At 42.4% G+C, this 26677-nt stretch carries 12 protein-coding genes; 1 reads left to right on the forward strand and 11 read right to left on the reverse strand.

Features of this window, described 5'->3' with window-relative positions; translation table 11 throughout:
* Window positions 1-75: 75 nt before the first annotated feature.
* From DF185_RS03290 to DF185_RS03335, 10 genes are all read right to left on the reverse strand, one after another.
* Window positions 76-3321, reverse strand: coding sequence for a glycoside hydrolase family 2 TIM barrel-domain containing protein (locus tag DF185_RS03290; RefSeq protein ID WP_110359279.1), 3246 nt, complete (start codon window positions 3319-3321; stop codon window positions 76-78).
* A gap of 100 nt (window positions 3322-3421) precedes the next feature.
* On the reverse strand, window positions 3422-5635 hold the full coding sequence (locus DF185_RS03295; RefSeq protein ID WP_110359280.1) for a sulfatase-like hydrolase/transferase: 2214 nt from the start codon (window positions 5633-5635) through the stop codon (window positions 3422-3424).
* Window positions 5636-5706: 71 nt separating this feature from the next.
* Complete coding sequence (locus DF185_RS03300; RefSeq protein ID WP_110359281.1) at window positions 5707-7350, reverse strand: right-handed parallel beta-helix repeat-containing protein; 1644 nt, start codon at window positions 7348-7350, stop codon at window positions 5707-5709.
* Between the two features lie 10 nt (window positions 7351-7360).
* Entirely contained in the window at window positions 7361-8776 is a 1416-nt protein-coding gene (locus DF185_RS03305; RefSeq protein ID WP_110359282.1) for a sulfatase-like hydrolase/transferase, read from the reverse strand.
* 59 nt (window positions 8777-8835) lie between these two features.
* Window positions 8836-9849 (reverse strand): glycoside hydrolase family 43 protein, encoded by a 1014-nt coding sequence (locus tag DF185_RS03310; RefSeq protein WP_165835922.1) that lies wholly within the window; start codon window positions 9847-9849, stop codon window positions 8836-8838.
* Between the two features lie 69 nt (window positions 9850-9918).
* Window positions 9919-11289, reverse strand: a complete 1371-nt coding sequence (locus tag DF185_RS03315; RefSeq protein WP_133249939.1) for a glycosyl hydrolase — start codon at window positions 11287-11289, stop codon at window positions 9919-9921.
* A 165-nt stretch (window positions 11290-11454) separates the two neighbouring features.
* Window positions 11455-12966 (reverse strand): RagB/SusD family nutrient uptake outer membrane protein, encoded by a 1512-nt coding sequence (locus tag DF185_RS03320; protein ID WP_165835923.1) that lies wholly within the window; start codon window positions 12964-12966, stop codon window positions 11455-11457.
* 91 nt (window positions 12967-13057) lie between these two features.
* Complete coding sequence (locus tag DF185_RS03325) at window positions 13058-16075, reverse strand: SusC/RagA family TonB-linked outer membrane protein (RefSeq protein ID WP_110359285.1); 3018 nt, start codon at window positions 16073-16075, stop codon at window positions 13058-13060.
* Between the two features lie 286 nt (window positions 16076-16361).
* On the reverse strand, window positions 16362-20435 hold the full coding sequence (locus DF185_RS03330) for a hybrid sensor histidine kinase/response regulator transcription factor (RefSeq protein ID WP_110359286.1): 4074 nt from the start codon (window positions 20433-20435) through the stop codon (window positions 16362-16364).
* Between the two features lie 264 nt (window positions 20436-20699).
* The gene (locus DF185_RS03335) at window positions 20700-22211 is read right to left on the reverse strand and encodes a sulfatase (RefSeq protein ID WP_110359287.1); all 1512 of its coding nucleotides are present in this window, start codon (window positions 22209-22211) and stop codon (window positions 20700-20702) included.
* 890 nt (window positions 22212-23101) lie between these two features.
* On the opposite strand from DF185_RS03335, the gene DF185_RS03345 reads away from it, so the two are divergent.
* On the forward strand, window positions 23102-23797 hold the full coding sequence (locus DF185_RS03345) for an HU family DNA-binding protein (protein WP_110359289.1): 696 nt from the start codon (window positions 23102-23104) through the stop codon (window positions 23795-23797).
* A 525-nt stretch (window positions 23798-24322) separates the two neighbouring features.
* On the opposite strand, the gene bglX is transcribed toward DF185_RS03345, so the two are convergent.
* Window positions 24323-26581, reverse strand: coding sequence for a beta-glucosidase BglX (gene bglX / locus DF185_RS03350; RefSeq protein WP_110359290.1), 2259 nt, complete (start codon window positions 26579-26581; stop codon window positions 24323-24325).
* Between the last annotated feature and the right edge of the window lie 96 nt (window positions 26582-26677).

The raw sequence follows: 26677 nt of genomic DNA on the forward strand, positions 1-26677 counted from the left end.
TTTGAGTTCTTTACATCCAACATTTCCACTCCAAGTACTCCAAGTACTCCAAGTACTCCAAGTACTTTATAATATTTAATAAAAGATCCTTTTTCGGTTTTCCTTAGATTTGGCATTCATGGGTTTCAGCCAGTATGAATAAGAATACTTTCCTGCCTTGATGCGATATTTTTTTATCGGACTGGCATTCTTGCTCCAGGAATCATTTCCGCCCACACCCATGTGTTCACCATCAATCTGTAGCCTGATAAAATTGGTTTCAGGCAATTCATAAGGATGCATCGCAGCTTCAATTTGTTGCCAATTGTGTTTGCGGGCACTCATGTTCAGGCCTTGCTCTCCCAAAATCTGAATGCCGCTGTTCTGCTTGTTTCTAAAACTCATCCAACGCACATCCGAACGGTTGGCATTTTCCTGTGGATAAACATACTCCTCCATGAAACTCTCCAGCTTCTGTTCGTACAAGCCGATGAAGGAGGCCGATTTTCTATCGCAATAATTCTCGAATGGACCTCGTCCCAGCCATTTGATCTGCTCAAATGTGTTTGGCAAGGCCAGAGATTGACCGATACGAGGCAGATTAGGCAATGTACTGTCTGCATCCATGTGGATTTCCGCCTTCACAAAACCATTTCCAAAAATGTGATAATCTGCTTTCCATTTGGCATTTCCATCTGCAAAAAGAAAAGTCACACTCACTTTTATCTCGCTCTCACGAATCTGTTCAAGGACAAAGGATTCAGGTTTTGCATTCAGAGTTGCCTTCTTCCAAAGCCCCAGCTTCTTGTGTGTTTTAGCTCCTCTTCTGTCGTTATCGGTCTGGGGACGCCAAAACTCTGGTAGCAATGAAGGCTCCTGAATTAGCACTTCCTTCTTGTAGGCATAGGAATCCAAACTTCCTGTGCGCTGATTCATTCGCAGACTAAAATCTTTCCCCTCAACCCAAAGAAGAGAGTCTTTCCATTGATAGCTGATTGGACTCAATTTGGTTCCATCCAGGTTTTTCACCGCCCTGGCATTCCACTCCAAAGCCAATTGCTCCGAGGCGATCTCGTGTCCTGCCTTGGCCCAGCTTGCAGCCTCTTTAAGGCGGACTGAAAGGCTCACAAAATATTCGGCTCCCTCTTGTTTTCTCTTCAGCTCGCTTACAGGCAATTCCAAAACTGCAGATTCTCCTGCCGCAAGTGATTCAATTTCCACTTTTCCTGATTTCACTTCCTTTCCATCTTCTGTCAGGCTGTAATGCAATTCGCAGTGATCAAGGGTCTTAAAAAAATGTCTATTGCTAAGCAGAATAATATTTTCCTTTCTGTTGCTCCAGGCAATCGCTACCGGTTGAAAAGCTTTCTTTACTTCCCAAAGCGCAGGATGTGGTACTAAGTTTGGATCTACTACCCCATTGATACAGAAATTGCCGGAGTTGATTTTATCACCAAAATCACCACCATAGGCAAAAAAGGCTTCTCCCTTTTCATTTTTCTTTAGCAGTCCCTGGTCTCTCCAATCCCAAATGTAACCACCAACAAGACGTTTATGGCTTCTGAAGGTCTCCCAGAACTCCTTGAAGTTCCCGGTGGAATTCCCCATGGAATGAGCATATTCACTAAAAATTACAGGACGGTGATCTCCCTTTTGCCTGGCAATTTTCAAAGCCGATTGTGGAGATGGATAGAAACGCCCTACCACATCTACATAGTCAAGATCTCTGGGATTCGCCAATCGATCGTCGTGATGCGGATAATTCGGTTCTCCCGGTGGAATGTATCCTTTCAGGTGATGATTTCCCTGGGCGGGCTCATAATGTACCAGCCTGCTAATATCATAGTCGCGTATCCAACTGGCCATGGCTGCATGGTTGGGGCCTCTGCCCGATTCATTTCCCAGCGACCAGAAAATGACAGATGGATGATTCTTATCGCGCTCCACCATTCGTATGGCTCTTTCCATATAGGCATGGTTCCAGTCTGCCTTGTTAGACAGCAATCCACCCTGACCATGAGTCTCCAGGTTGGCTTCGTCCATCACATAGATTCCATACTGATCGCACAAGTCGTAGAAGTAAGGATCATTGGGATAATGACAGGTTCTTATGGCGTTAATGTTGAACTGTTTCATGAGCAAAATCTCTTCCAGCATGTCTTTTCTTGTTACCGCTTTCCCACGTACCGGGTGATGATCGTGACGGTTTACGCCATACATCAGTACCGACCTTCCATTTACCAGCAGTTCCCCATCAGCAGAAGCCTCCACAGAACGAAAGCCTACTTTTGTACTTTTGGCTTCCAGGAGCTTGCCCTCAGCATCTTTCAAGGCAAATACCAGTGTATACAAATTGGGTGTTTCAGCAGTCCATTTCAGGGGATTGCTTACTTTCTTTTCCATCAGGGCAAATTTCACATTGTCGAGACGAGGATACTTTTCCTTCACAATTTTTTCCACTGCCAATTCAAGAGGCTGATCAAAAACAGCCTTCTCATCCGCATCGTAGAGCATGGCTTCCAGTTTTGCCCCTTTCAGCTCCGTGCTTCCATCCCAATAAATATTGGGTCTAATCTCCAGCTTTGCATCCTTGTACTCCTCATCCAGCCTGGTTTGCACAAAAAAGTCATTGATGTGCATAGCAGGTTCTGCCAGCAGGAGTATCTCCCTGTGTATGCCACTCAATCTCCAATGGTCCTGATCTTCGAGGTAGGAGCCGTCACACCAGCGAAATACTTTCACCGAAACATTGTTCTTTCCTTTCTTAAGCTTGGTGGTAATGTCAAATTCTGATGGCAAACGGCTGCCCTGGCTGTAGCCCACAAAATCGCCATTCACCCACACGTAAAAGGCTGAGCTAACCCCACCAAAATGAAGTTTCACATTCATGCCATCCCAATTTTCGGGAAGGCTAAAACTACGTTGGTAGCATCCTACCGGATTGTCAGCAGGATCGATGAGCGGAGGATTCACCACAAATGGGTAAACGATATTGGTATAGATGGCTGTTCCATAGCCCTGCAATTCCCAATTTGAAGGCACTTGAATTCTATCCCAGCCCTCTACTTCCTGTAGTTGAAAGTCCTTGCTCGCTTGCTCAGGTGTAGGGGTAAATTTAAAATTCCATTCCCCGTTCAAGGACAAAAGCCTGTCCGAAGTTTCTCTAACTCCTTTCAAGGCATCTTCCTGGCTATCGAAAGAATACATGGTCGATCGTGCCGGTAACTTGTTAATGCCCGTTACCAGGGGATTTTCCCAGTCCTTCGGTCGCTGGGCATAAATATTCATGGTAATCAGCAAGATGATGATGAACCAGCTTGCTCGTTTTAAGGTTGATTGCATGCTTGTATCTTTTTCTTTTGGTAAATGAAGAGGAGCTTAGCACCAAGGCATGTCTGCCAAATGATCTCACGTCCCCTTCATCAATATTTTTATTCGGGTTTTATTTTTTCTGATAAACTCTTACATAGTCCACCACATATTGCGACGGGAAATTGCTCTGGGAAGGATCTCCTCCATTTCCTCCAATCGCCAGGTTCAGCAAGATGTAATGGGGCTGATGAAATGGATTGAAAGCATCGGCATTCACTGATTTTTTCAGGTCGATTTCATTCAGCAAAACATCATCCAGGTAAAGGCGAATGTACTCCTTGGTCCACTCCATTTTCCAAATGTGGAACTTATCTGCCCAGTCCTTCTCCTGAGCCGTAAAATCCGCAAAAGGAAGTTTTTCAGAACCCCATACAGCTTGCCCGTCCTCATTGGCCCAGGCTGCATTGGCCAGTAGTTTGGCCTCTCCATTGTGACGGTAAAACTCCATCAGGTCCACTTCGCCATTTGCAGGCCATTTCTGATCGATTCCCAGGGTCCAGATAGCTGGCCACATGCCCAATTGAGAATCTATTTTAGCTCTGACCTCTAAAATGCCATGCTGAAATGAGAATTTCTCTTTTGTTTTGATGCAGGAAGAAGTGTATTCGGCCTGTTTCCTGTTGTAACGCCAGTTCTTGCTTCTCTTTTTGTACTTCTTGTTTTTTACCTCTTCCCTTCTGCCTTCAATAATCAGCGTTCCCCCGGCAACATTGGCATTATCGGCCTGGTACCACTGTAATTCCTTATTGCGTACAAAGCCCTCTTCGTAAGACCAATATTTGGAATTTGGCTTTCCATCCGTATCAAATTCATCGGCCCACAAAAGCTCATATCCTTCGGGAGCTTTGGCTCCTAAAGTATCCGGCTTAAAAGGACTAATCATTTTAAAGCGTTCAGGATTTAGCCTGCTGTACTTTTTATTCTGCATCAAGCCCAAAAAGACAGGGTCTTTCATTTCTGCTTCCCATTTCTGATAGCTTTCCTTTAAATCTGAATAGTGATTCTCCTCGCTAAGCTCCAAAGGATTGCTTTCGCTGATGTCCTCCTCCAAATGGTAGATCTCCTCCTCTTCCGATTTGTATTTCACCAATTTGTGAGCGCCGGATCTTACTGCAAAATCCTTCTGATCGTATTTTCGCCAGAACAATTGCGGGTGTGGTTTCGTCTTGTTCTCTCCATTCAGATAGGGAATCAGGTTCACCCCATCCAGTTGGTTCTTTGGTGTAGCTTTGGCATAAGCCACTGCTGTAGCGAAGATATCCAGAGAGCTGACCGTGTTTTCGTAGACCATGCCAGCCGGAATCTTTCCCGGCCACTGCATGGCAAAAGGAACATGAATTCCACCTTCGTACAAACTCCCTTTTCCATCGCGCAATGCTCCATTATCAGAGCCATTCTTGCTTTCCGGTCCTCCATTATCCGACAGGAAGAAAACAATGGTATCGTCATCCAGGCCCAGCTCTTCCAGCTTATCCAAAACCAGGCCAACACCATCGTCAACGGCACTGAGCATGGCAGCATAAATTCTTCTCTTTTTATTTTTGATGTGGGTGAAGCGATCCAGGTATTTTTTACTTGCCTGCAAAGGAGCATGAGGGGCATTGTAGGCCAAATAGATGAAAAATGGCTCTTCCTTTTTTCGCTCGATAAAGGATACCGCTTCCCTGCTGAGTGCATCCGTAAGATATTCTGTTTCATGCACCCTGCCATTATCCCGCATCAGGCGAGTATTGTAGGCATCAAATTGAGCTTTTATCTCTGTAATGTCGTTCAAATTCCAGTTTTCAGGAAAGTATCTATGCCCTCCGCTCAGAAAACCATAAAACTCATCGAATCCCCTTTTCAAAGGGTATTGAGATTTGTGCGCTCCCAAATGCCATTTCCCCAATGCCATGCTTTTGTAGCCTGAACGGGAAAGTGTCTTTGCCAGGGTTTCTTCGCTAGCAGGTAATCCCTGCATGGTATCCTGTGGGGCACAAAGAGGATTTCTTCCAAAACCAAAGCGATCCTGGTAGCGTCCGGTAATAATCCCGGCCCTGCTTGGCCCGCACACGGCATAGGTCACATATCCATTTGTAAATTTCACTCCATTATTGGCAATCCTGTCGATATTGGGAGTGGGGATGTCTTTGCAGCCATTGAACCCTACATCTCCAAAACCCTGATCATCTGTTAAAACAACAATCACATTGGGTTTTTCCTGCGCTACAGCTTCCTTTCCTGAAAGCAAAGCTCCCATCAAAACTGCACCAGTCATTAATATATTGCTATAGATCTTCTTCATCTGTTTACCTATTCATTTTAAAGCCACCGGAAACTCTCAAGTACGGTGTACATCTTCGTTTCCTGTTGGCCTTATTTTATTTCGATTGCTCCCAAATCGGGCATGCCGGTAATTTTATTCCCTAATATATCATAATTTAACTTCAATCCCTGAAGTAAACCAATGGTATCTCCCGGTAGCTTCTGAATTTGAATTCCTTTGTTCTTCAATTGCTTTGAATTCATCGGCAGGTAATCTGAGATTTGACTTCCTCCCGGATTTTTAAATTTCGGATTTGCATAAATGGCGCTTTCATCCTGAATGGAGACCTCTCCGGGCCAATTCTCCGCTTTCAGATACATGTTATTTCGAAAAACAACATTTTTAACCTGCGACATTCCAGCTTTTTCAGGACGATACTGATCTCCCAATACGGCACTGCTTTCTCCCTGAATGCAGAAAATATTGTTGGCAATGAGTACACCCTCAGCAGCCTTATCGATGGCTATTTTAGCATGAATTGCCTTCTTCACGAAAATGGTATTGTTATAAAAATAGGAGTTGAAAGGGCCTTTGCGTTTTCTTTTGCCATTGTATCCACTCAGCCAAAAGATCTTTCCTTCCTGAAAAGCATTCTTCTCTCCCTTAACACGATGCCCATCATTAACACTGATGTTGTAGCGGTAGGCACAATTGTAATTGTTCCCCAAAATCTCGCAAAAGCCCCCGGCGTTATTTGCACTAAAGTTGTATTGCAGAACGATGTTGCTGCAATTGTAATCGATGTGGGCTCCGGCAGAATCTCCCGGACCATTGGCATTCACAAAACGATTTTTTTCAATTAAAACATCATTGGAACCCCAGGTCCACAGGCCACTGCCTCGTCCCCATTTTCTGGTATCATCCATACTTCCCGATTTGTCTACAATATTGTTACGCACAACAACATGTTCCACGCCCGACATCTGAATGCCCGGACCTCCCGTTTCCATCACCTTATTGTTTTCCACCTCTATATTTCTCAAGCTATATTGTGCGCTTTTGCCAGTAAATTTGATTCCTGTATGGGCTACATTTTTCACCAAACAATCCTGAACTTTTATGTCCTCGATTGATGCCCCCTCAAGGGAATTGATAAAACGAATTCCCCAACCATAGTTTTGTGATCCGTTGGCGGTTTTTACCTCTTTGGCTCCCCTTTGAAAGCCTTTTTTCTCATAGAAAACATTCTCTACATGCAGATTCCTTAAATGGATATGAGCATATTGATCCACCCTGCTTGTTCTTACCAACAGGCCGCAACACATTTCATTCTTATTGGCAGTTGGCATACCATCAGCTTCTGCACTGATCTGAAGATTTTCAAGCTCTACAAAGCTGCAGTTCTCCAACAAAACGCCATTTAATTTTCCTTGAGCTTTAATCTGCGCCTTTTCTCCTGCCTTTGCAGCACCTGCATGATAGGTGGAAACTACAATGGGCTGCCCCTTCCTTCCCTTCACATTTTTCAATTCCAGGCTGCCATAAAAAACAGCGCCCGAAGACAGCAGTATACTGTCTCCGGGATGCATTTGAAGTGCTGTTAACTTATCTAAATTTTGAAATGGCAGCGAAGGAGTCGTACCTGAATACTGATCATTGCCTGTAACAGGATTTACATAATAGTTCTTTGCAAAACTTGTATTGGTACAAACCAAGATCAGTAAAATGATATATGATATTACTTTTCCTTGCATAGTGATTGATTTACTTTTGTTCTGCTGCGTTCAAATCGCCTGGTGAATGAATCTTTGATTTCCGGTTCTCCATAAGTGCCTTATGAATTTCGAAGGTTACCCTGTTCCAGTTTTTATCTTCTGTCCACAAGGGTGCCATTAGGCCTTCTTCCCAATTCTCCAGGGCCATCTTCATGTCATTCATTTGACTTTTTTCTGCTAGCTGCAGGTCTTTGCTTTCACCCAAATCACGATCCAGATTATACAGGCGATAGCCATAGCCATCCACTCGAATCAGCTTCCAGTCTGCCTGGCGAACAGCTGCCATTCCTTCTTTTCTCCAGAACAATTGCTCATGAGGAGCCGTTTCCTTTTTACCTGTCACAAATGGCATCAGGTTCACGCCATCCAGTTTCTTTCCCGGACTTCCCTGTCCACCAGCTACCTCATATGCCGTTGCATAAATGTCCAGGGCCGATGTTAAGGCATGGTATTTCTGTCCGCCCTTTATTTTTTTAGGCCAGGTCATTACAAATGGAACACGATGTCCCCCTTCGAACTTATTTCCTTTCCAGCCTTTTAATGGCAGGCAGGAAGATTGGTTGTTGTGAGCTCCTCCATTGTCGCTCAGGAAGAAAATCAATGTATTTTCATAGATCTTCTCCTGCTTTAATTTGCTCACCAGCTTTCCAATGGCTCTATCCATGGCCCAGGTCATCGCAGCCAAATCCTGTCGCTCATGTCCTTCGTATCTTTTCAAATCTTCTTTGGTGGCATGCATGGGTGTGTGAACCGCATTAAAGGAAAGGTACATAAAGAAGGGATTGTCTTTCTGCTGCTCTACATATTCAATGGCTTTTTCTCCCAGAACATCGGTCAGGTATCCATCAAAATCTACATGCTTTCCATTGTGTTGTATCTCATGCGGATCGCCGGGTCTGTCGTTCTTTTCATGTGGGAAATAGGAACGGCTTCCTTCCAGAAAACCAAAAAACTCATCGAATCCCCTGCTATTGGGATGATACTCCTCTTGTTCTCCCAGGTGCCACTTTCCAAATACAGATGTATGGTAGCCTTGCTTTTTCAAGGCAGAAGCAATGCTCAGCTCGCTGGTATCTACACCTAAATTGTGCGGAGGGAGGTTACATTCTGCACCAAATCGCTGCTGATATCTTCCGGTAATCAATCCTGCCCTTGAGGGAGCACATACCGTAGCTGAAACGTGCGCATCGGTAAAGATGACACCATCCTGTGCCAAACGATCGATATTAGGTGTTTCCAGATCGGTACTTCCCATAAAACCAAAATCTGCATAGCCGGCGTCGTCAGCCAGAATAACAATTACATTTGGTTGTGTCGACTCAGCACTCTTTTGCTGCGTTTTACAGGAAACTCCCATGCTTCCCAACAAAACAGATCCCAGTAGTATTGAATTTTGAAAATTCATGATATAATTTGATTAATTCGTTCTTTTAATTTTTTCTGATTCTGCACAGAGGGGTTCAATTATTTCACACTCCACTCTTTCTGCCATTCAATTTTGGCTTTGCCATTCTCAAAGCTTAAGGGCAGCCATACATATCTCGAATCTTCCAAATTGGTTTTATTCCAGCGGTCTCCCATGTAAATGTATTCTCCTTTTCTGTATGGATTTGGCAGCACATAGGTGCTTTGAGAGTAAAAGGTTTTGTTGGCATTTTCTCCAAGGCATGGATCGTATACCGTTTTCCAATCTCCCATTACCGAATCGCAAATCGAAATTTGAGCCGGGTTTGGCGACCAACCAGTACATCCTGATGAAATCATATAATATTTGCCTTCGTGTTTCCATACCGCCGGAGCTTCACGTGACTCCTTCTCTAAAATTCTTTTGTACTTGCCCGATGGAGCTGTATACTCATCGTTTAACAGGCTTACATGCATGGTTTTGTTTTTTTCCGAGGAGTAAAAGTGATATGCCTTTCCATCCTCATCCACAAAAAGGGTCATATCCCTGCTCATGGCACCATTGGGACGCATACTTTGCAGATAGGTGAATGGTCCTTGCGGGTGATCGCTAATGGCTACTCCTGCCCTTGCATACTGGTAATCTTCGGAATCAATGTGCATCCACATGACAAACTTTCCTGTGTTTCGGTTGTAGATTACCTTTGGGCGTTCAATCACCTTTGAGGTGTGCAGGTCATGAGTTGAATCGACCTTTACAGATGGCAAGGCCACTCCTTCATGTTTCCAGTTCACCAAATCTTTTGAAGAATAGCAATTCACTCCTCCCGCATCACATCTATAGCATTCCCACTTTAAATAGGGTACTCTCCAGGTTTTACCTTGTTTCATTTCACCATACCAGTAGTAGGTTCCCTCATGAAACAATATACCACCTCCATGTGCATTAATTGGATTTCCCTGTGTATCCTTCCAGACTTCACCAGGATAAATTGTAGTATTCTCTTCTTCTGCACATGAGAACAATGCCATTATCATTCCCAAAATCAAAGCCATTTTTGTACTCTTCATCATATCGTCGTTCTTCGAAAAGAATCTGCCAATCAACTCATTCGCAGATTCTTTTCATGTAATTCATTTACTTTATACTTTCTCCTTCACCAAAATATTATCAAGGTAAATTGGTGGCATAGCAGGATCCGTTTTTCCTTTGTAAAGAAGGAATTTCACCTTGCTGACTCCATCAGGACAAGTAAATTCAGTTTTATTTTCCGTCCACTCTATACTCTTTGAAATGTCAAGACTGTGCAAGATGGCTTTCTCACCTGCCTCATCTTTTAATTTTAAGGCAAATGTGTGTTCCGTATCCTCCTCCCATTTGGTAAAAAAGCTGATTTCATAGGTTTTGCCTGCTTCCAAAGTGATTACCTGGAACATGGAGCCATCGTTATTTTGTATTCTTCCACAATAGGCACCTTCATACATTTCTGTAGTGGCTTCTCCTACAACTCCTGATTTAAAACCTTGCCATGGGGTAAATTCTCCTGTTTCAAAGATTCCGTTGGTAATCAGGCTATTTGGGTCTTCTTCCGAAACCGGATCTTCTCCCGGACCAATCTCTGTATTGGGATCGAAGTTTGCGTAGTATTCTCCCAGTGGGGTTAACTCATCATTTTCATCGAACAGTACCGATGATGCCAATGGTGCATCGGTTGTTTTGGCATTGTACCATGCATATCGGTGCACATAGTCCAGCTCATCCAATTTAGGCAGCACTACTTTCATAAAGTTTAAAACCTGATCGGCAGAGTACTTGTTTTCCTCTGGTGTTGTTGCATTCCAGTCGCCTACTGCAAATTCAGTAATCCAGATTGGCTTGCCATACATTTCATGTGCTTCTTTTAGCTTGTCCATAAAGGCATCTACATTCAATCCGCCGTAACTGTGCATGCAAACAAAATCTACTCTAAGCCCCTGAGCTTCTGCTTTTGCCATAAAATCATTCAACCATGCATTGCCTGCCGGACTTCCAACGGTTGCCGGGCTTCCCAATGGCAATCCTATTTCTTCGAGTTTAGGCCAAAGGGCGATGGCTTCATCAACGGTCATATTGGCTTGCTCCTCGCCATCGGGTTCGTTAAATCCGAGTATGTGCTTTATTTTTCCTTCTTCTTTGAGTTGCTTTAGGTAGGCTATGGTTTCATCTTCTACTTTCTTGCCCCAAAACATTGGTACATATTCTACATTGGCTGGTTCATTGGGTTTCAAGTCTTTTCCCCATGAGTAATGCCAATGTGCTTTTAATCGCGATACTCTGGTTGACCATGTTGCATTTTTGTAGGACATGCAGGTCCCTTTTTTGTTTTCCGGTGCCGGTGGTGTTTCTTCAACAGGAGTCTCCTCTTCAGGAATGATTTCTTCTACCGAACTGTTGTCGCAGGCGATAGAGAAACATGTCATAAAAATCAGACACAAAAAAACATTTGTTCTTTGTTGTATATTTTGAATTCGCATATGATTTTCTTTTTAAATAATTAAGAAAGAAGCCTTTGTGTCCCCCAAAAGCTGTCGGCAAAAGGGTGTACTTTTCCTTGAGCTTGCTGCCCCGTTTTTACGGATGGGGCAGCAAGTGAAATGCTTCTTTTGTTTCTAATTATCTCAAATTGTTCTTTGCTTGTTTTACCAGTTTGGATTTTGATCCAGAAGTTTGTTGTTATCAACTTCTACCTGAGGTAGAGGCCAGTAAAGGGTTCTGTCTCCTTCGAATGCCATAAAATGGTTCACAATGTTATCGGCATTTGCACGAACAGTTGCTTCCTCAAGTGTTCCCCATCTTTTCAGGTCGTAGTAACGGGTTCCTTCCAATCCAAATTCCACACGGCGCTCATGACGCAGGATGTTTCTCAATTCTGCCTGACTTAATCCTGCTCCTTCAACATCCTCGATTCGTGGCATGTTCACTCTTGCTCTCACTTCATTGATTAAATCATAGATTTCCTGACTGATCTGATTGCTTTCAATTAAGGCTTCAGCGCGCATTAACAATACATCGGCATATCTTATCACGTAGAAATCCTGAGGTCCGTCTGACAAATATTCGGTGGTATTGCGAATGTACTTGTGCATGGCATATCCTGTCTTCACTTTCTTCTTTGCCAATGGGTTACCGCCTTCAATCCAGACTTCTCCCGGGAATATTACGGATACATCCAAACGAGGATCACGATTCAATTTGTTATCATTGGCGTCGTACAATGGTGACTGATCAATTGGTAATCCATCAATGCAGTAAAAGTCATCCACAAAGTTTGGCATTGGCTGGTGATGTGTTTGTGCTACCTTAGCCCAGGTACCCGAAAATGCTTCTCCATTGTTATCAGCCAAACCGCTCTCAAATCTTACCGAGAAAACCACCTCTGAATTCACCTCGTTGGCTGGTGTAAACAGGGTATTGTAATCCGAAAACAAGGTATAGGTTCCCAAATCAATAACCTGCTTGGCAGTAGCTTCTGCCTCGGTAAATTTTCCATCATACAGATATACTTTGGCTAACAAGCTTAATGCTGCCCCTTGATCGGCGTGACCAAAGTCTGCTGTTCCCAGCTTATCGGCTGCAAAGGTCAGATCTACAATCATTGCATCGTAAATCTCACGAACTGTGCTTTTTGCGATTGATGCAGTCTCAACGGTTTGAGGTTCCAGAATCAAGGGAACTTCTCCAAATCCATTGGCAAGGTTAAAATAAAACAATGCTCTTAAGAATTTGGCTTCACCCAGAATGGTGTTGATCTCATCCTCGCTCATGCTTTCAATGGTTGGTACATTGGCAATTACATTGTTACAGCGGGCAATTCCTTTGTAGGCACTTTCCCAAAATCCCTGCAAAAACCAATGAGTAGGATCTGTAGTTCCATCAGCAATGGGTTCCAATCCCATCCACTCCCATACATTATAGGAGTTATCACTCAAACAATCATGATCTCTAATTCCTGAATTGTAAACGCCACCACCATACATTGGCTTGCTCTGTAGTACATCGTAGCAACCGGTTAGGGCATATTCAGCATCACTCTTACTGCTCCAAAATGAGCCATCACTAATTTGATTGGGGTTGGAGGTATCCATAAAATCATCGGAACACGCACTCACAATCCCAAGTATCATGAATAAATATAATATCTTAATTTTCATCTGTCTATAATTTTTCATTAAGGTTTTTCTCCTTCCTAAGAAGGAATTTCATGAGCTTCATACTCATGGAAATCAACATTCCTTAATTCAATTAAAAAGTTAAATTAACACCCAAAGTATAGGTTTTAGCCAATGGGTAAGATTCACTTCTAATGTTACCTATCGCTTTTTCAGGATCCCAGTTCTTGTAATCGGTAAAAGTCAATAGGTTCTGACCACTCATGTAAATTCTTAATCTCTCGATTCCAGCTTTCTTGCTTAAGGCTTGTGGGAAAGTGTAACCAATTTCCAGGTTCTTTAATCTCAGGTATGAAGCATCCTGCACCCAGTAAGATGATTGTTTGTCGTTGTCTCGGTTGTGACCCAGACGTGGGTATTTGCTACTTGGATTTTCAGCAGTCCAACGATTTACCCAATCAGGAGTCCAGTTGGCTCTGTCACCATTTCCGGCATGGTTTCCTGTTCCACTTACGTAACGATCCACATTTTTCACTCCCTGGAACAAAAAGGCGAAATCAATTCCCTTATAGTTTAAACTACCATTCAGTCCGTAAGTAAATTCAGGAATCGGGTTCCCAATAATTACACGGTCATTGTCATCAATCTTTCCATCAGGTACCCCATCAGGTCCACTCACATCTTTGTAGATGATATCGCCAGGAGCAGCACTATTGGAAGGTGTTGCAGCATTGGCTACCTCTTCATCGGTCTGGAAAATTCCGATTGCCTGCCATCCGTAGTAAGAGAACATGGCTTCTCCTTCTCGGTGAATTCTGTTGGTTGGATAGAATTCTGTTCCTTTCAAGTCGGTCCATTCATTTTGGATTCTCGACAAGTTAAATCCTACCGAATAAGACAAATCACCTGTTTTGCCATGATATTCACCAGATACTTCCCAACCTTTATTTACTGCTTCACCAGCATTCTGATATGGTGCCGCACTACCTAAACTTAGAGGTTGAGGCAACTTCAACAGCAAATCATTGGTTCTCTTGTGGAAATAATCAAATGACATACTAAAGTTGTTTCCAATCCCAAAGTCAATACCAAGGTCATAGGTTTCCGTACTTTCCCATTTCAGGTTTCTGTTAGCCAAACCTGTAATGGCTGCACCTCCAACCAAACTGGCTCCATCGGTAAAAATATAATCCTGACCCAGGTTGTAAGTTTGCTCATAAGGGTAGAATGAGTTACCAATATTTTGATTTCCCAGTTTTCCCCAGCTGGCTCTCACTTTTAAATTCGACAGGAATTCTGCATCCGCAAGGAATGATTCCTCAGAAACTCTCCAGCCCACAGAGAATGATGGGAAGTAACCGGTTCTGTTTCCTTTTGCAAATCGTGAAGAACTGTCGATACGAAGATTGGCCTCAAAAAGGTATTTGCTATCGTATGCATAGTTTACGCGTCCGAAGAAAGATTGTAGCTTCAACTCCTGTGCAGAACCAGATACCGTTGGATCGATAGAACCTGCATTTAACTCATGAATCTCATTGTTTGGAAATCCACTGATCTGACTGTTCATGGCATCTTTGCGATAGGTCTCAATGGAATGTCCCAATAAGGCATTAATGGAGTGCTTGTCGAAATCCACATTGTATTTTAAAATGTTCTCATTCAAAAGTCTGTGCCATGTGGCTGAATTGTCTTTCAAGGTATTAATGTCGTTGGTCACAACAGGATTCCCATCCAGATCATTCAATGAAAATGTTGGAGAAAATTTAGTTCCCAGTGCGTTATAATAACTGTAGGCTACATTGGTTCTGAATTCCAGGCCTTTTAACAAATTCAGGTTCGCATAAAACTTGGCATTCAAACGGTACTGATCATCTTCATTTTTACCCAATTGAGAACGGAAAGCTACGTTTTTAATAAAGAAAGCTTCACTACCATCCTGTACTGCCCAATCGCCATTTGAATATTTTACCGGAGCCACTGGTGTATCAAAATAAATTCTTCTCATGATACCACCATCTCCTGATAGATCATCCAATGGTGACTTGATATTTTTCACACTACCATCGATGTTCACACCAATTTTCAACCACTTCTTAATTTGAGAGTCAATTTTAGCTCTCATATTGTATCGTTTGGCACTTGAGCCAAGCATGATCCCTTCCTGATCCATATAGTTCATGGAGAATACATAGGAAGTTTTTTCCGATCCTCCCGAAAAAGACAGGTAATGGTTGGTTACCGGACTCGTTCTAAAAATCTCTTTTGCCCAGTTGGTTTGAGAATAACGATCAGGATCCGATCCATCTTTGATTTTCGCAATCTCTTCCTCTGAATATCTTACTTCTCCCGTAGCTTCATTGATCAATTCTGCATAGGTTGCCGCATCCATGATCTTTGGAAGTACACTAGCTTCCTGCCAGCCATAGTAGGCATTGTACTTTACCTTTAATTTTCCGGCTTCACCCGTTTTTGTGGTAATCAGAATTACACCATTTGCCGCACGGCTACCATAAATAGCCGCCGAAGCAGCATCCTTCAATACAGAAATGCTTTCAATATCAGATGGAGCTACATCTCCAAGGCTTCTTTCCACTCCATCAACCAAAACCAATGGTCCCGATTCTCCGTTGGTAGCAATACCACGAATGTGAATGGTTGCAGCATCCTTACCAGGCTGTCCACCTCCTTGAGTTAAATGAACCCCTGTCATTTTACCCTGCAACAACTGGGTGGTATTGGTCACAGGCTGGTTTACGGCATCATCAATTCGCATGGAAGAAACAGCACCCGTTAAATTCGCTTTTTTCTGGGTTCCATAACCCACCACAACAACCTCATCAACACCAATGGTCTCTTCTTCGAGAACAACATCGATTTTTGATTCGGTCGAACACACTACTTCCTTGCTTTTGTATCCAATAAAACTGAATAGTAAAACATTTCCTTTCTCCGCTTCAATGGTATAATTGCCATCAAAATCGGTAACCGTTCCACTTGTAAATCCTTTAATGACGACGTTTACTCCGGGCAAACCTAGTCCGGATTGATCTGAAACCTTCCCGGACACAGTAAGTGTTTGTGCATGTAGCATAGAGACAAAAGCGCACAATACTACACCCAGAAGACTTAGTTTTCGCATAGTTTTTTTCATAACTAGTAATTAGATTAAAATTGCAATAAAGATTACAGCCAGAATTGCGATCAAAAAGATGTACGCAATAAAATTAAGTAGCTTAAGCTTTCTCGATTCACTTTTCTGACCTGTAAAAGAGTTTGATTTATTCATTTTCCTTACAAATAATTTCTACTTGCAAGATCTCTGAAAAACGCCCCTTCTTAGAATCTAATACTTCATCAACAAGGGGGAAATCAATCTATTTTAAAGGGGTTATTTATTGCAAGTGCGAAGGGCTAAACCTTCACTCAATCATACTTATCTATTGTTTTTCAATATTTTGCCTATAGTCGGATGGTGAACTGCCAAATAATTCCCGAAAACATTTGCGGAAATATTTCAAGTCAGAAATACCAACCTGCACCGAAATTTCTGCAATCGTTTTTTGTGGATCTGCCAACAATTGAGCTGCTCTTTTTAAACGAATCGTTCTAATAAAAATACTGGTTGACATCCCTGTAAGTTGTTTTAATTTTCGATACAGGGTGGAGCTGCTCATGTTTAGAGAAGAGGCCAGTACTTCTGTATTAAAATCTGCTTCGTGCATTTGTTTTTCTACAATTTGTACGGCTTTGTTTAAGAAGTCTTCCTCATAGGATGAGATTTCTATGTCAGTAGGTTCCAATTTCACTTTCTTGCTGAAGGATTCTTTCAACATCTTCCTGTTTTTCAGCAAAGAATAGACTCTTGTCTTTAACTCTTCAGGATTGAAAGGTTTCGTCAGATAGGCATCGGCACCTGTTGTCAATCCTTTAATTTTAAACTGATCGGCTGTTTTTGCCGTCAGCAGTATTATTGGAATATGAGCCGTTCTTTCCTCTTTTTTAATCTTCTCACACAGCTCAAATCCATCCATTCCCGGCATCATCACATCCGAAATAATGATATCCGGTATGCTCTGCATGGCATTGGCATATCCCTCTATTCCATCAAACTTTTGAATGACATCATAGTCTTCTCCCAGCATATCCGCAATATAATTGTTGATATCTTCCTGATCTTCTACAATTAAAATGACATCTCTTTCTCCCTTCTCTTTCTTCACCTGTCTTTTGGGTGCAGGCACATCTACAGCAGGCTGCACAAATTCTCCCATAGGTTCTTGCGCTTCTGATATCACTTCAAGCTGGTTTTCTTCATACTGCTCTTTCCCTAACAGCAGTTCTATGGTAAATACAGTTTCCACATTTCTGGTACTTCTTACCGCAAGCACTCCCTGGTGCAACTCCACGATCCTCTTCGAAAGGGCCAGGCCAATCCCGGAACCACCTCTTGAGCGATTCAAATTGCTTTCTACCTGGTAGAAGCGGTCAAAAATTCGTTTCAAATCGCTTTCAGGAATTCCCTGACCATTGTCGCAAACCTGTATACTCACTTTCTCTTCCTCCCGCTTCACTTTTACAGCGATATGTCCTTCCTCCGAAACATACTTGAAGGCATTGGAGAGCAGGTTATTCAGAACAATCCCAATTTTCTCAGGATCGAACCAAAGGGTCAGCTGACTGACTTCATGTTCAAAAGACAATTCTACATTCTTACTTTCGGCCAAGGATCGAAATGCTTTAATTTCCTGGTTCAGGAATTTAATCAGATCCAGTTTGCGAACCAGTATTTTCATCTTCCCGGTCTCTGCTTTTCTAAAGTCGAGCAATTGCCCTACCAGTCCCAATAGCTTTTTAGAGTTCTGTTCAATTACCTTTAGCTTTTTTCGTCCAAGGGAGGGAAGGTCCTCTCCCTTTAGCAGTTCCTGAACAGGAGCTAAAATCAGTGTCAGCGGCGTACGGAATTCGTGGGAAATGTTGGTGAAGAATCGCAGTTTCATTTCATTCAACTCGTTCACCTGATCGAGCTTCATGCTCTCCATCTCCAGACGGTGAGCCATCCTGCTCTGACGAACCGCTACCCACCTGATTAGTGCCACCAGTCCCAAAGCAATAAGGATATAGATTACAATGGCCCACCAGGACTTCCAAGGAGCGGGTATCACTTTGATGTGCAATCGCACAGGTTTCTCATTCCATACATTGTGATTGTTAGATGCCTTTACTTCAAACACATACTTCCCTGCCCTTAGCTGGTTGTATGTAACGGTTCTGTTGCTTCCTGAATAATTCCATCTTGTATCGTAGTTCAAAAGACGATATGCATATTTATTTCGTTCTGGTGCATCGTAGGCCAGGGCAGCAAAAGTCAGTGAGAATTCACCTTCCCGGTGCGTCAACTCCAACTCCTCGGTATAGCTGATATTTTTTTCGAGAATATTTCTGCCATGCAACTCCTCGCCTGCCATTACCCTTTTGTTGTGCATTTCCAAACCAATAATGGCCGGATTGGGCAGCACAGTATTGTCTTTTATATTTTCAGGATGGAAATAGTTGATTCCACTTGCTCCCCCGAAAAAGATCTCTCCATTGGAATTTTTAAACGCACAATCCTCGGAAAAACTCCTCCCCTGCAAACCATCACTTACATCGTAATTGCTAAATGACTTGCTGTCGGGGTTAAACCTGGAGATTCCGCTATTGGTGCTAATCCACAAATGCCTGTTTTCATCTGATACTATTGCGTGAATATAGTCATCGGGCAAACCCTCCTTTTGATAGAAATGCTCTACCTGAAATTCGCCTGTGTTTCCTTCAGAAAGAAGGTTCAATCCGCTTGGAGTACCCAACAAATAAGTTGTCTCATCCAACTGGCACCAGCACAAGATAATATCGCTACTTAGCTGGTTGTTTTCTGCCAACTTCAGCTCTGAAAAATTCCCTGGCTTCTCATCGAAAAAATAAACTCCCTTGTAGGTTCCAATCCATGTGCGCTTCTTACTATCGGTACGGATAAAAGAAATTCTCTCATTCCGCAGGATAGAGTTTACGCCTGTAGAATACTGCTTCCAGTTTTCCTCCTTGGTATTTAGCTTTTCTCCAACCCATAAGCCTTGCTGCTGTGTTCCCAGCATTAAAAGGCCATCTTTTTCATGTATGGATAAGATTTTTCTGATTTGCAGATTTGCTGTTTCGGTGTAATTGGACAAGTAGTAATTTCCATTCCTGCTTATGATCTCATGCAAACCAAAATTACTTCCTACCCACATTTTTCCATCTGCAGCCTCCCACATGCACTTGATCACCTTGTAATCAGGACCAACATTCTTAGGATCATTGGGTTTAATCTCTACAAAACTGTTCCTGTCATTCGACAAGTAAAGTCCACCCCCCTTGGTGCCCAGCCATAGCTTTCCGCTTTTATCTTCCAGCAAGGACAGCATGTGGTAGTTTTCAATGCCTGTTCTTCTTTCATTGTACACCGAAATCCCCTGAAAAGGAGGCTGCTCACTCAAACGACATACTCCTCCACCATCGGTACCTACCCAAATGGTACCCGTTTTATCCTCTATGATCTTAAGAACAATATCGTAATCGGTATTCAACTCACCTAGCATCTGAGGTTTCAGAACTTGTTTGCTAAACTGTTCCGAATCGGGATCGAAGCGAAACAGACCGCCTCCCCATGTTCCCATGTACACCATTCCCTTGGAATCAAGAAGTATGGAATAGGAATTTCGGTTGAACCTTTTCTTCAGTTCAGAATCACCTCCTGGCAAATATCCCTTTGTTTTCCCGCTATCTAAGTCGTGCCTGATCAAGCCCTTATCCCAGGCAGTAATCCACAGTACATTTCTCCTGGCATCAATAAGTAAATCATTAATGTCCGATCGGTTATATGCACCCATTTTGAGTTTCTCAAACTTCTTCTCCTCTATCTTATATTGATATACTCCCCGATTGGTTCCTATCCATATGTTCCCCCTACCATCACTTTTTATGGCCGAAATCTTATGGTTCTCAAAATGATACTGAATTGAATCGGTCTGCGGATTCCAGATGCTTATTCCCCCGGTCCAGCCTCCAAACCAAATGTTCCCATTGCTTTGCTCAAAAATGGAAACAATGCGATTGTCGCCAATCTGAGGCTTTGACAAGCTATCGTTTCTAAAATGCCTGAATTTCCCACTGCTGGGGTCATACATGTCCACCCCTCCTGATTTTGTTCCTATCCAAAATCTTCCCTTCGAATCTTCATACAAACATTCGATAGAAGGATTTGATATGCTGTTGGGGTCTCCCACCCTGGGTTTAAACTGTACGATCTCATAGCCATCGTAACGATTTAAACCACCACGTGTGGCAAACCACATAAAGCCCTTTGAGTCGTGAACAATTCCGGTAATCTCATTCTGAGTTAGCCCATCTTCCACAGTTAAATATCGAACCACCTCGTTTTCGCAACGAAGCTGTTCTGCAATCAACAACAATAGTAAGAAAAGAAATGCTCTCATAGTTTCACAAATTTTCGGTCTGTATTCTCCAATGGGTAAGAGAATTTTGGTTATGGGTTCAAATTAATACTTTTAATAATAACAAAGCTTACAGAGGATACCAATTTATGCAATTCATCCTTATTTCAAATTGGCTGTAACAAAAAGTGGCTGTCTCCTTCGCAACAAGAAACAACCCCTTTCAAACCCATCCACTTTGAGCCAACAGGTAAACGAATGCAATCCTTTTTCCAAAAGCATCCTTCCCCTTACATTTGTTATTCTTTATGGTTGATAATGAGGATTCTGATGCGGCATTTTAGCCTTCACCGACTTGCGCCAATCCTTTAATTTCTTTCTTAAATCTTTCACCAGCTGCGGTTTTTTACCGGACAAATCTGACTGCTCACCAATATCATTGTCCAGATCATACAATTCTACCTGCATATCCTCATAAAACTCAATCAACTTGTATTTTCCCTTTCGTACTGCTCCTGCAGGACGACCTCCTTGGTTCGAGTAATGCGGATAGTGCCAATACAGCTCATCGCGAGAAAATTTCTCATCTCCTTTCAGGATGGAAACCAGGCTTACTCCATCGGTATGCTGCTGAGGGATAGCTTCAATTCCGGCCATTTCCAAAATGCTCGGATAAAAATCGGTAGCAATCACAGGGCTGTGGTTCACACTCCCCCCCTTGGCCACTCCCGGCCATTTGATAATCAATGGTTCACGAATGCCGCCCTCGTACAACCAGCCTTTCCCGGCACGCAAAGGCAGATTGGATGTGGGAGAACCTTCGGATGTGGATAAGCCTCCATTATCCGATGTAAAAATTACTATGGTATTGTCATCCAATTTCAAGTCCTTTACCTCCTGTAACAGTCTGCCAACATTCTCATCCATATGCTCAATCATGGCTGCATAAACCGCATGATCCTGAACCATTCGCTCTCTAAAATTTCCTTTTCCCAACACCTGTTTCCATTCCGATCGGTCTACAAATTTTTCCTTCTGAGGCGCTTTTAGTTTGCTCGCCTTTTTGCGATACTTTTCAATGGTTTCAGGCTTTGCATTCAATGGGTTGTGAACCGTGTAATAGGACAGGTACAAAAAGAAGGGCTGTTCTTTGCTTTCATTCAAAAAATGGATGGCTTCATTGGTTAATCTATCGGTAAGGTATTCCCCATCGGGTCCGCTTTTTAAACGAGGGTTTACATAGGGACTAAAATATCCTCCCTTGGGCGATCCGGCTTTCCATCCCCCCTTATTTATATCGAAGCCCTGGTGCTCGGGCCAATAAATCGAATCCTCTCCAATGTGCCACTTGCCCGCAAAAAAGGTATGGTAATCATGATCTTTTAAGGCCTCGGCAATGCTGTATTCCTCCAGCTTCATTTCTTCAGCAAAATCCTGGCACAATAGCTTCTGCCCCTTACCTGGCCGATGTGTTGCCTGCCTTCCCGGTATCCAGTCGGTAAGATCAAGACGGGCAGGATATTTCCCCGTTAAAATGCTTGCCCTGCTTGGAGAACATACCGGACTCGATGCGTAGGCATTGCTAAAACGTACTCCCTCAGCTGCCAGATTATCGAGGTTTGGCGTCTCATAAAAATCCGATCCATAACAGGCCAAATCGGACCATCCCAGGTCATCTACCAGTATAAATATAAAGTTCGGCTTTGCGTTTGCTGATTTGCCTTGCGCCCCTGCTCCCGGCATCTGAGCAATCAAAAACCAAAATAACAAGCCAATATAAATTCCTTTACTCACTCTCTTCCCAAATGTCTTTGTCATGATGTAACAATCTTTCCTATTAAAAGAAAAGTGAGAAGAACAATAAATATCTCTGGCTCTGAATGATTTGGAGTGGGTAATTCTTTAAATTCATTATTATCTACCTACCTTGTTCCATTCTCCAAAGTGGGCATTGGAAGGTCAAGCTGATTAGACGCAGAAAAATTTTTAGTAAGACGGGGAAGCTGAGAACTTGTTCGAAGATCACCCCGCCGCACTTAAATTTTTCAAGTATAAATAGTTTGAGCTTACGCGCCCTAGATTTTTTGCATCCTTTTTCATCAATGGAAAAAGGATGAGCCATGCGGCTCGAGCAAAACAAAGTTAAATTAAAGAATCATAGGATAATTTTTCTAATAATGATTGATTTAGTTACCCACTATATTCCATATAGAACCATATTTAATTTATTGTCCTTTTCACCAATACTTCATTTTATAGCCCAACTACCAACTTAGGCCATAACAGCATGTTGTTTTTAGTAAAATAACGCATCTAAATCTAACACTTAACTGTAGCTGCAAATTGGATAAAAAAACTGAGTATCGGGAAAATATTGATGCTTTGAAAGTGGTTGAATCCACAATAATGAGGAGTTTATTATTGCCCGCCAAGGGGGTTTTGGGCTCATCACCAGACGTTATCTCCCTATCTTTCTTCTCCTTATGCAATTCGCACAAAGAACAGGCAAAATCAGCCCTGCCATTTATAGCGGTTCAGCTTCATAAGCCTTGTTCATGAGGACTCATATTGGTTTTAACCATTTTTTCCTCTCCCAACTCCTTATTCAAAGAGCCTCTTGTAGTTTGCACTAACCTCAGGTAAATTCTCATTGGTACCAAACAATAATTCTTTTATCTTTATCAGTAAATCGGATAAATCCTGAAATTATGACTGTAAAATATGCTCTTAACCCTAACAAACTTAAAACCGGATTTAAGAATAGTTACCTTGCCAAGGTTCAAAGTCGCGGAAGTGTAGATCTTGATGGTATTGTAGATCGCATTTGCTTTCCTGGTTCAGGCATAACAAGATCAGAAGCTAAAGGAGTTCTCATAGAGCTGAACCATGCAATCGAAAATTCTCTTAAAGAAGGCTTTACTGTGAATCTGCCTTTTGTGAAAATAAAGCCAAGCATCAGGGGACAGTTTCTCAATTCAAGTGATTACTTTCATCCCCAACGACACCAATTGTGTTTTACAACTTCTCCTGGCAAATCATTAAAGGATTTACCCCAAAACATCAAGCTTCAAAAAACACACAAAAGCCCCAAAAGACCATCTATCCGTCAACTGATTAACAAACATACAAACGAAGAATTAAAGGAATTAAAAGCATTACGTGTTGTAGAAATTAATGGTGTCAACTTTCGATTTCCCAAAGATGATGAGCAGGTTGGAGTGTATCTTCAAAGCAAAGAGGAAGAAGTAAAGCTTCAAATGATCAGCAATGAGAATGCTTCCATTCTTATGGTTTTACTTCCTGAAGATATGCCTGCCGGTGAAGCCCGCTTTCGCATTGTGGTTCGTTACCAGCATCACAGAGAGGTGATGTCCTGTTACAGCCTACCCTTTCCGACTCATTAGACAGTGCCTTACAAGCTTTTGGTATCGTAGGACTCATAGTGCTTATATCAGTTGATATATTTTATAATATCACTTGATATTTATTTAGATATTAATTGATATTTCATTGAATATCATCTGATATTTTTACCATGGGTGCATAAGGATTTAAAGCTTGTAATTGGGCTTGCGATTAGCTCGTAAGTATACTAGCAGAAATTGCAATCAATTGCTGCCTATGTAATTTTTAATACTGTATTTGTGTGTTATTGCTTTGCAAGACACGAGTTACAAACTCGCGCCAACTAGGGGTTTAAACAGTCAATAAAATTACTAAAACATTTTACATATAAACCAAACAAGTATATTTTTCTATTAAATCTTATATAAGAGAATGCCGATTCTGAAAATCAGAATCGGCATTGTTCTATTTTATTAGACTCACTGTATTACTTTTTGGAGATGCTCTTTTATAAGAATCTTTTGATTGGCCTAGACCACCTGATGAAATACCAATATGAAGCCTTTTTCACAAAATTTGAACTGTTATTCCATTATGTCAGCACTATCCTTCAAATGAAACTGTGCTTCTTTCACTTCAGAACTATTTGTACCAATGTAAAGGTTAAAATCGCCAGCCTCAACTCCATAGGATAAGCCTTTACGGAAAAAAGCCAATTCCTTTGCTGTAATTGCAAAGCTAATGGTAGCTTTCTCTCCTTTTTTGATCATCACTTTTTCGAAGCCTTTTAGTTCTTTCACAGGACGGGAAATGCTAGCTGCCGGATCGTTGATATATAACTGAACAACTTCCTCTCCATCGAATTTTCCTGTATTCTTGACTGTTACTGTTGCTGTAATGGTATCGTTTAACCCCATCTCTGATTTGTCAAGTTTGATATCAGAATATTCAAAGTTTGTATAACTTAAACCATATCCAAATGGGTACAAAGGTTCGTTAGGAATATCAAGATATTTTGATGTAAACTTAAAGTCTTCAATAATAGGGCGACCTGTTCTTTTGTGGTTGTAATAGATTGGAATCTGTCCCACCGATACAGGGAAAGTTGCCGTGATTTTCCCTGCCGGATTGTAATCTCCAAACAGAACATCAGCAATGGCATTTCCTGCTTCCGTACCTAAATGCCAAGTCTCAAGAATGGCATCTACATTGGCATCTTCCCAAGTCAATGTCATTGGACGACCATTAGAAAGAACCAATACAACAGGTTTTCCTGTGGCCAACATGGCTTTAAGTAATCTGCGTTGACATTCAGGGATACCTATATCAGCACGACTGGCAGCTTCACCCGACCAAGCACGAGGCTCACCCAAAACGGCAACAATCACGTCGGCTTTAGCAGCAGTCTCTTTTGCCTCTTCCAACATTTTAGCACTTTCCCTAGCTGTTTGAACGATAAAGTCCTTCTTCTTTTTATTTCTGTTTAGCAAGAATGGATCTTCGGTAGCATACGATCCTTTTGCGTAAAGAACTTCTGCCTTGTCGCCAACATTTTTTATCCCATTTAGAATGGTAACAATTTTATCATCCTTACGTGTTCCGGCCCATGTTCCCAGCATGTCCATTTTAGAATCGGCCAATGGACCAACAACTGCAATGCTTCCCTTCTTCTTCAGAGGAAGAGTTTGCTTGTCATTTTTAAGCAGAACAATGGAACGCTTGGCAATATTACGTGCTTCCGCCAAATGCTCATCGGAAAGGACAATCTGCTTTGCTTTTTTAGGATTAAAATACTGGAATGGTTTCTCGAACAGTCCCAGTTTATATTTCGCCTCCAGCACTCTGCGACAAGCCGTATCGATATATTCCATGCTTATCTTCCCTTCTTCCACTGATTTTGAAAGGGTTCCGATAAAGCCCTGGCCAACCATATCCATATCGATTCCCGCTTTGAGAGCCTGAACTGACACCTCTTCCAGATTTCCCATTCCGTGGTGAATCATTTCATTGATGGCTGTAAAATCGGTCACCACAAAACCATCAAATCCCCATTGGGTACGCAAAAGGTCAGTCATTAGCCATTGATTTCCCGTTGCAGGAATTCCATCAACCAGGTTGAACGAGCTCATTGCAGATCCAGCTCCTGCATCGAAGGCTGCCTTGTAAGGAGGCAGGAAATCCTGGAACATCACCTGACGGCTCATGTCCACCGTATTGTAATCGCGTCCGGCTTCAGAAGCTCCGTATAGGGCAAAGTGCTTTACACAGGCCATAATGGTATTTGGCTTCGACAAGTCGTCGCCCTGATATCCCTTCACGTAGGCTTTCGCAACTTGCGATCCGTACCAGGTGTCCTCTCCAGCACCTTCGGCACATCTTCCCCAACGAGGATCGCGCGAGATATCGACCATTGGTGAGTAGGTCCAGTTGATTCCCAACACCGAAGATTCCTCGGCAGCAATTCGAGCATGTTTTTCTATCAGATCCAGATCCCACATACAGGCCATAGCCAAGGGAATTGGAAAAGTTGTGGTATGCCCGTGAATCACATCCTTACCGGCGATTAAAGGAATTCCCAAACGGGACTCCTTAACGGCAATCTCCTGACTCTTTCTCCCTTGCGATGCACCAATCAATCCCTGACGGATAAAGTCTGCACGTCCTTCCCCTTCGGTAATCACTTTTAAGTTTCCAACGCCAGATGACAAGTTCAACTGACCGAGTTTCTCTTGCAGGGTCATCTTATCCATTAAATCATCGATAAACTGATCCATCTTTTTATCCTGCGCTATCAGGGGCACCTGAATAGCCATAACCCATAGAAGCAATATTACTTTCTTCATTCTCATACTATAAATTCAATAAGTTGTTTATATTTTCATCCTTGTTACATCCATTGTCATTCTTTTCCTGGAACCATCCATGGCTTTATTATGACC

The sequence above is a fragment of the Marinifilum breve genome (genome assembly GCF_003202155.1).
Lineage (GTDB): Bacteria > Bacteroidota > Bacteroidia > Bacteroidales > Marinifilaceae > Marinifilum > Marinifilum breve.

Excerpts from the sequence above, each read along its gene's own strand:
- DF185_RS03290 (WP_110359279.1), bottom strand. The coding sequence starts at position 3,321 with ATGCAATCAACCTTAAAACGAGCAAGCTGGTTCATCATCATCTTGCTG.
- DF185_RS03295 (WP_110359280.1), bottom strand. The coding sequence starts at position 5,635 with ATGAAGAAGATCTATAGCAATATATTAATGACTGGTGCAGTTTTGATG.
- DF185_RS03300 (WP_110359281.1), bottom strand. The coding sequence starts at position 7,350 with ATGCAAGGAAAAGTAATATCATATATCATTTTACTGATCTTGGTTTGT.
- DF185_RS03305 (WP_110359282.1), bottom strand. The coding sequence starts at position 8,776 with ATGAATTTTCAAAATTCAATACTACTGGGATCTGTTTTGTTGGGAAGC.
- DF185_RS03310 (WP_165835922.1), bottom strand. The coding sequence starts at position 9,849 with ATGATGAAGAGTACAAAAATGGCTTTGATTTTGGGAATGATAATGGCA.
- DF185_RS03315 (WP_133249939.1), bottom strand. The coding sequence starts at position 11,289 with ATGCGAATTCAAAATATACAACAAAGAACAAATGTTTTTTTGTGTCTG.
- DF185_RS03320 (WP_165835923.1), bottom strand. The coding sequence starts at position 12,966 with ATGAAAATTAAGATATTATATTTATTCATGATACTTGGGATTGTGAGT.
- DF185_RS03325 (WP_110359285.1), bottom strand. The coding sequence starts at position 16,075 with ATGAAAAAAACTATGCGAAAACTAAGTCTTCTGGGTGTAGTATTGTGC.
- DF185_RS03330 (WP_110359286.1), bottom strand. The coding sequence starts at position 20,435 with ATGAGAGCATTTCTTTTCTTACTATTGTTGTTGATTGCAGAACAGCTT.
- DF185_RS03335 (WP_110359287.1), bottom strand. The coding sequence starts at position 22,211 with ATGACAAAGACATTTGGGAAGAGAGTGAGTAAAGGAATTTATATTGGC.
- DF185_RS03345 (WP_110359289.1), top strand. The coding sequence starts at position 23,102 with ATGACTGTAAAATATGCTCTTAACCCTAACAAACTTAAAACCGGATTT.
- bglX (WP_110359290.1), bottom strand. The coding sequence starts at position 26,581 with ATGAAGAAAGTAATATTGCTTCTATGGGTTATGGCTATTCAGGTGCCC.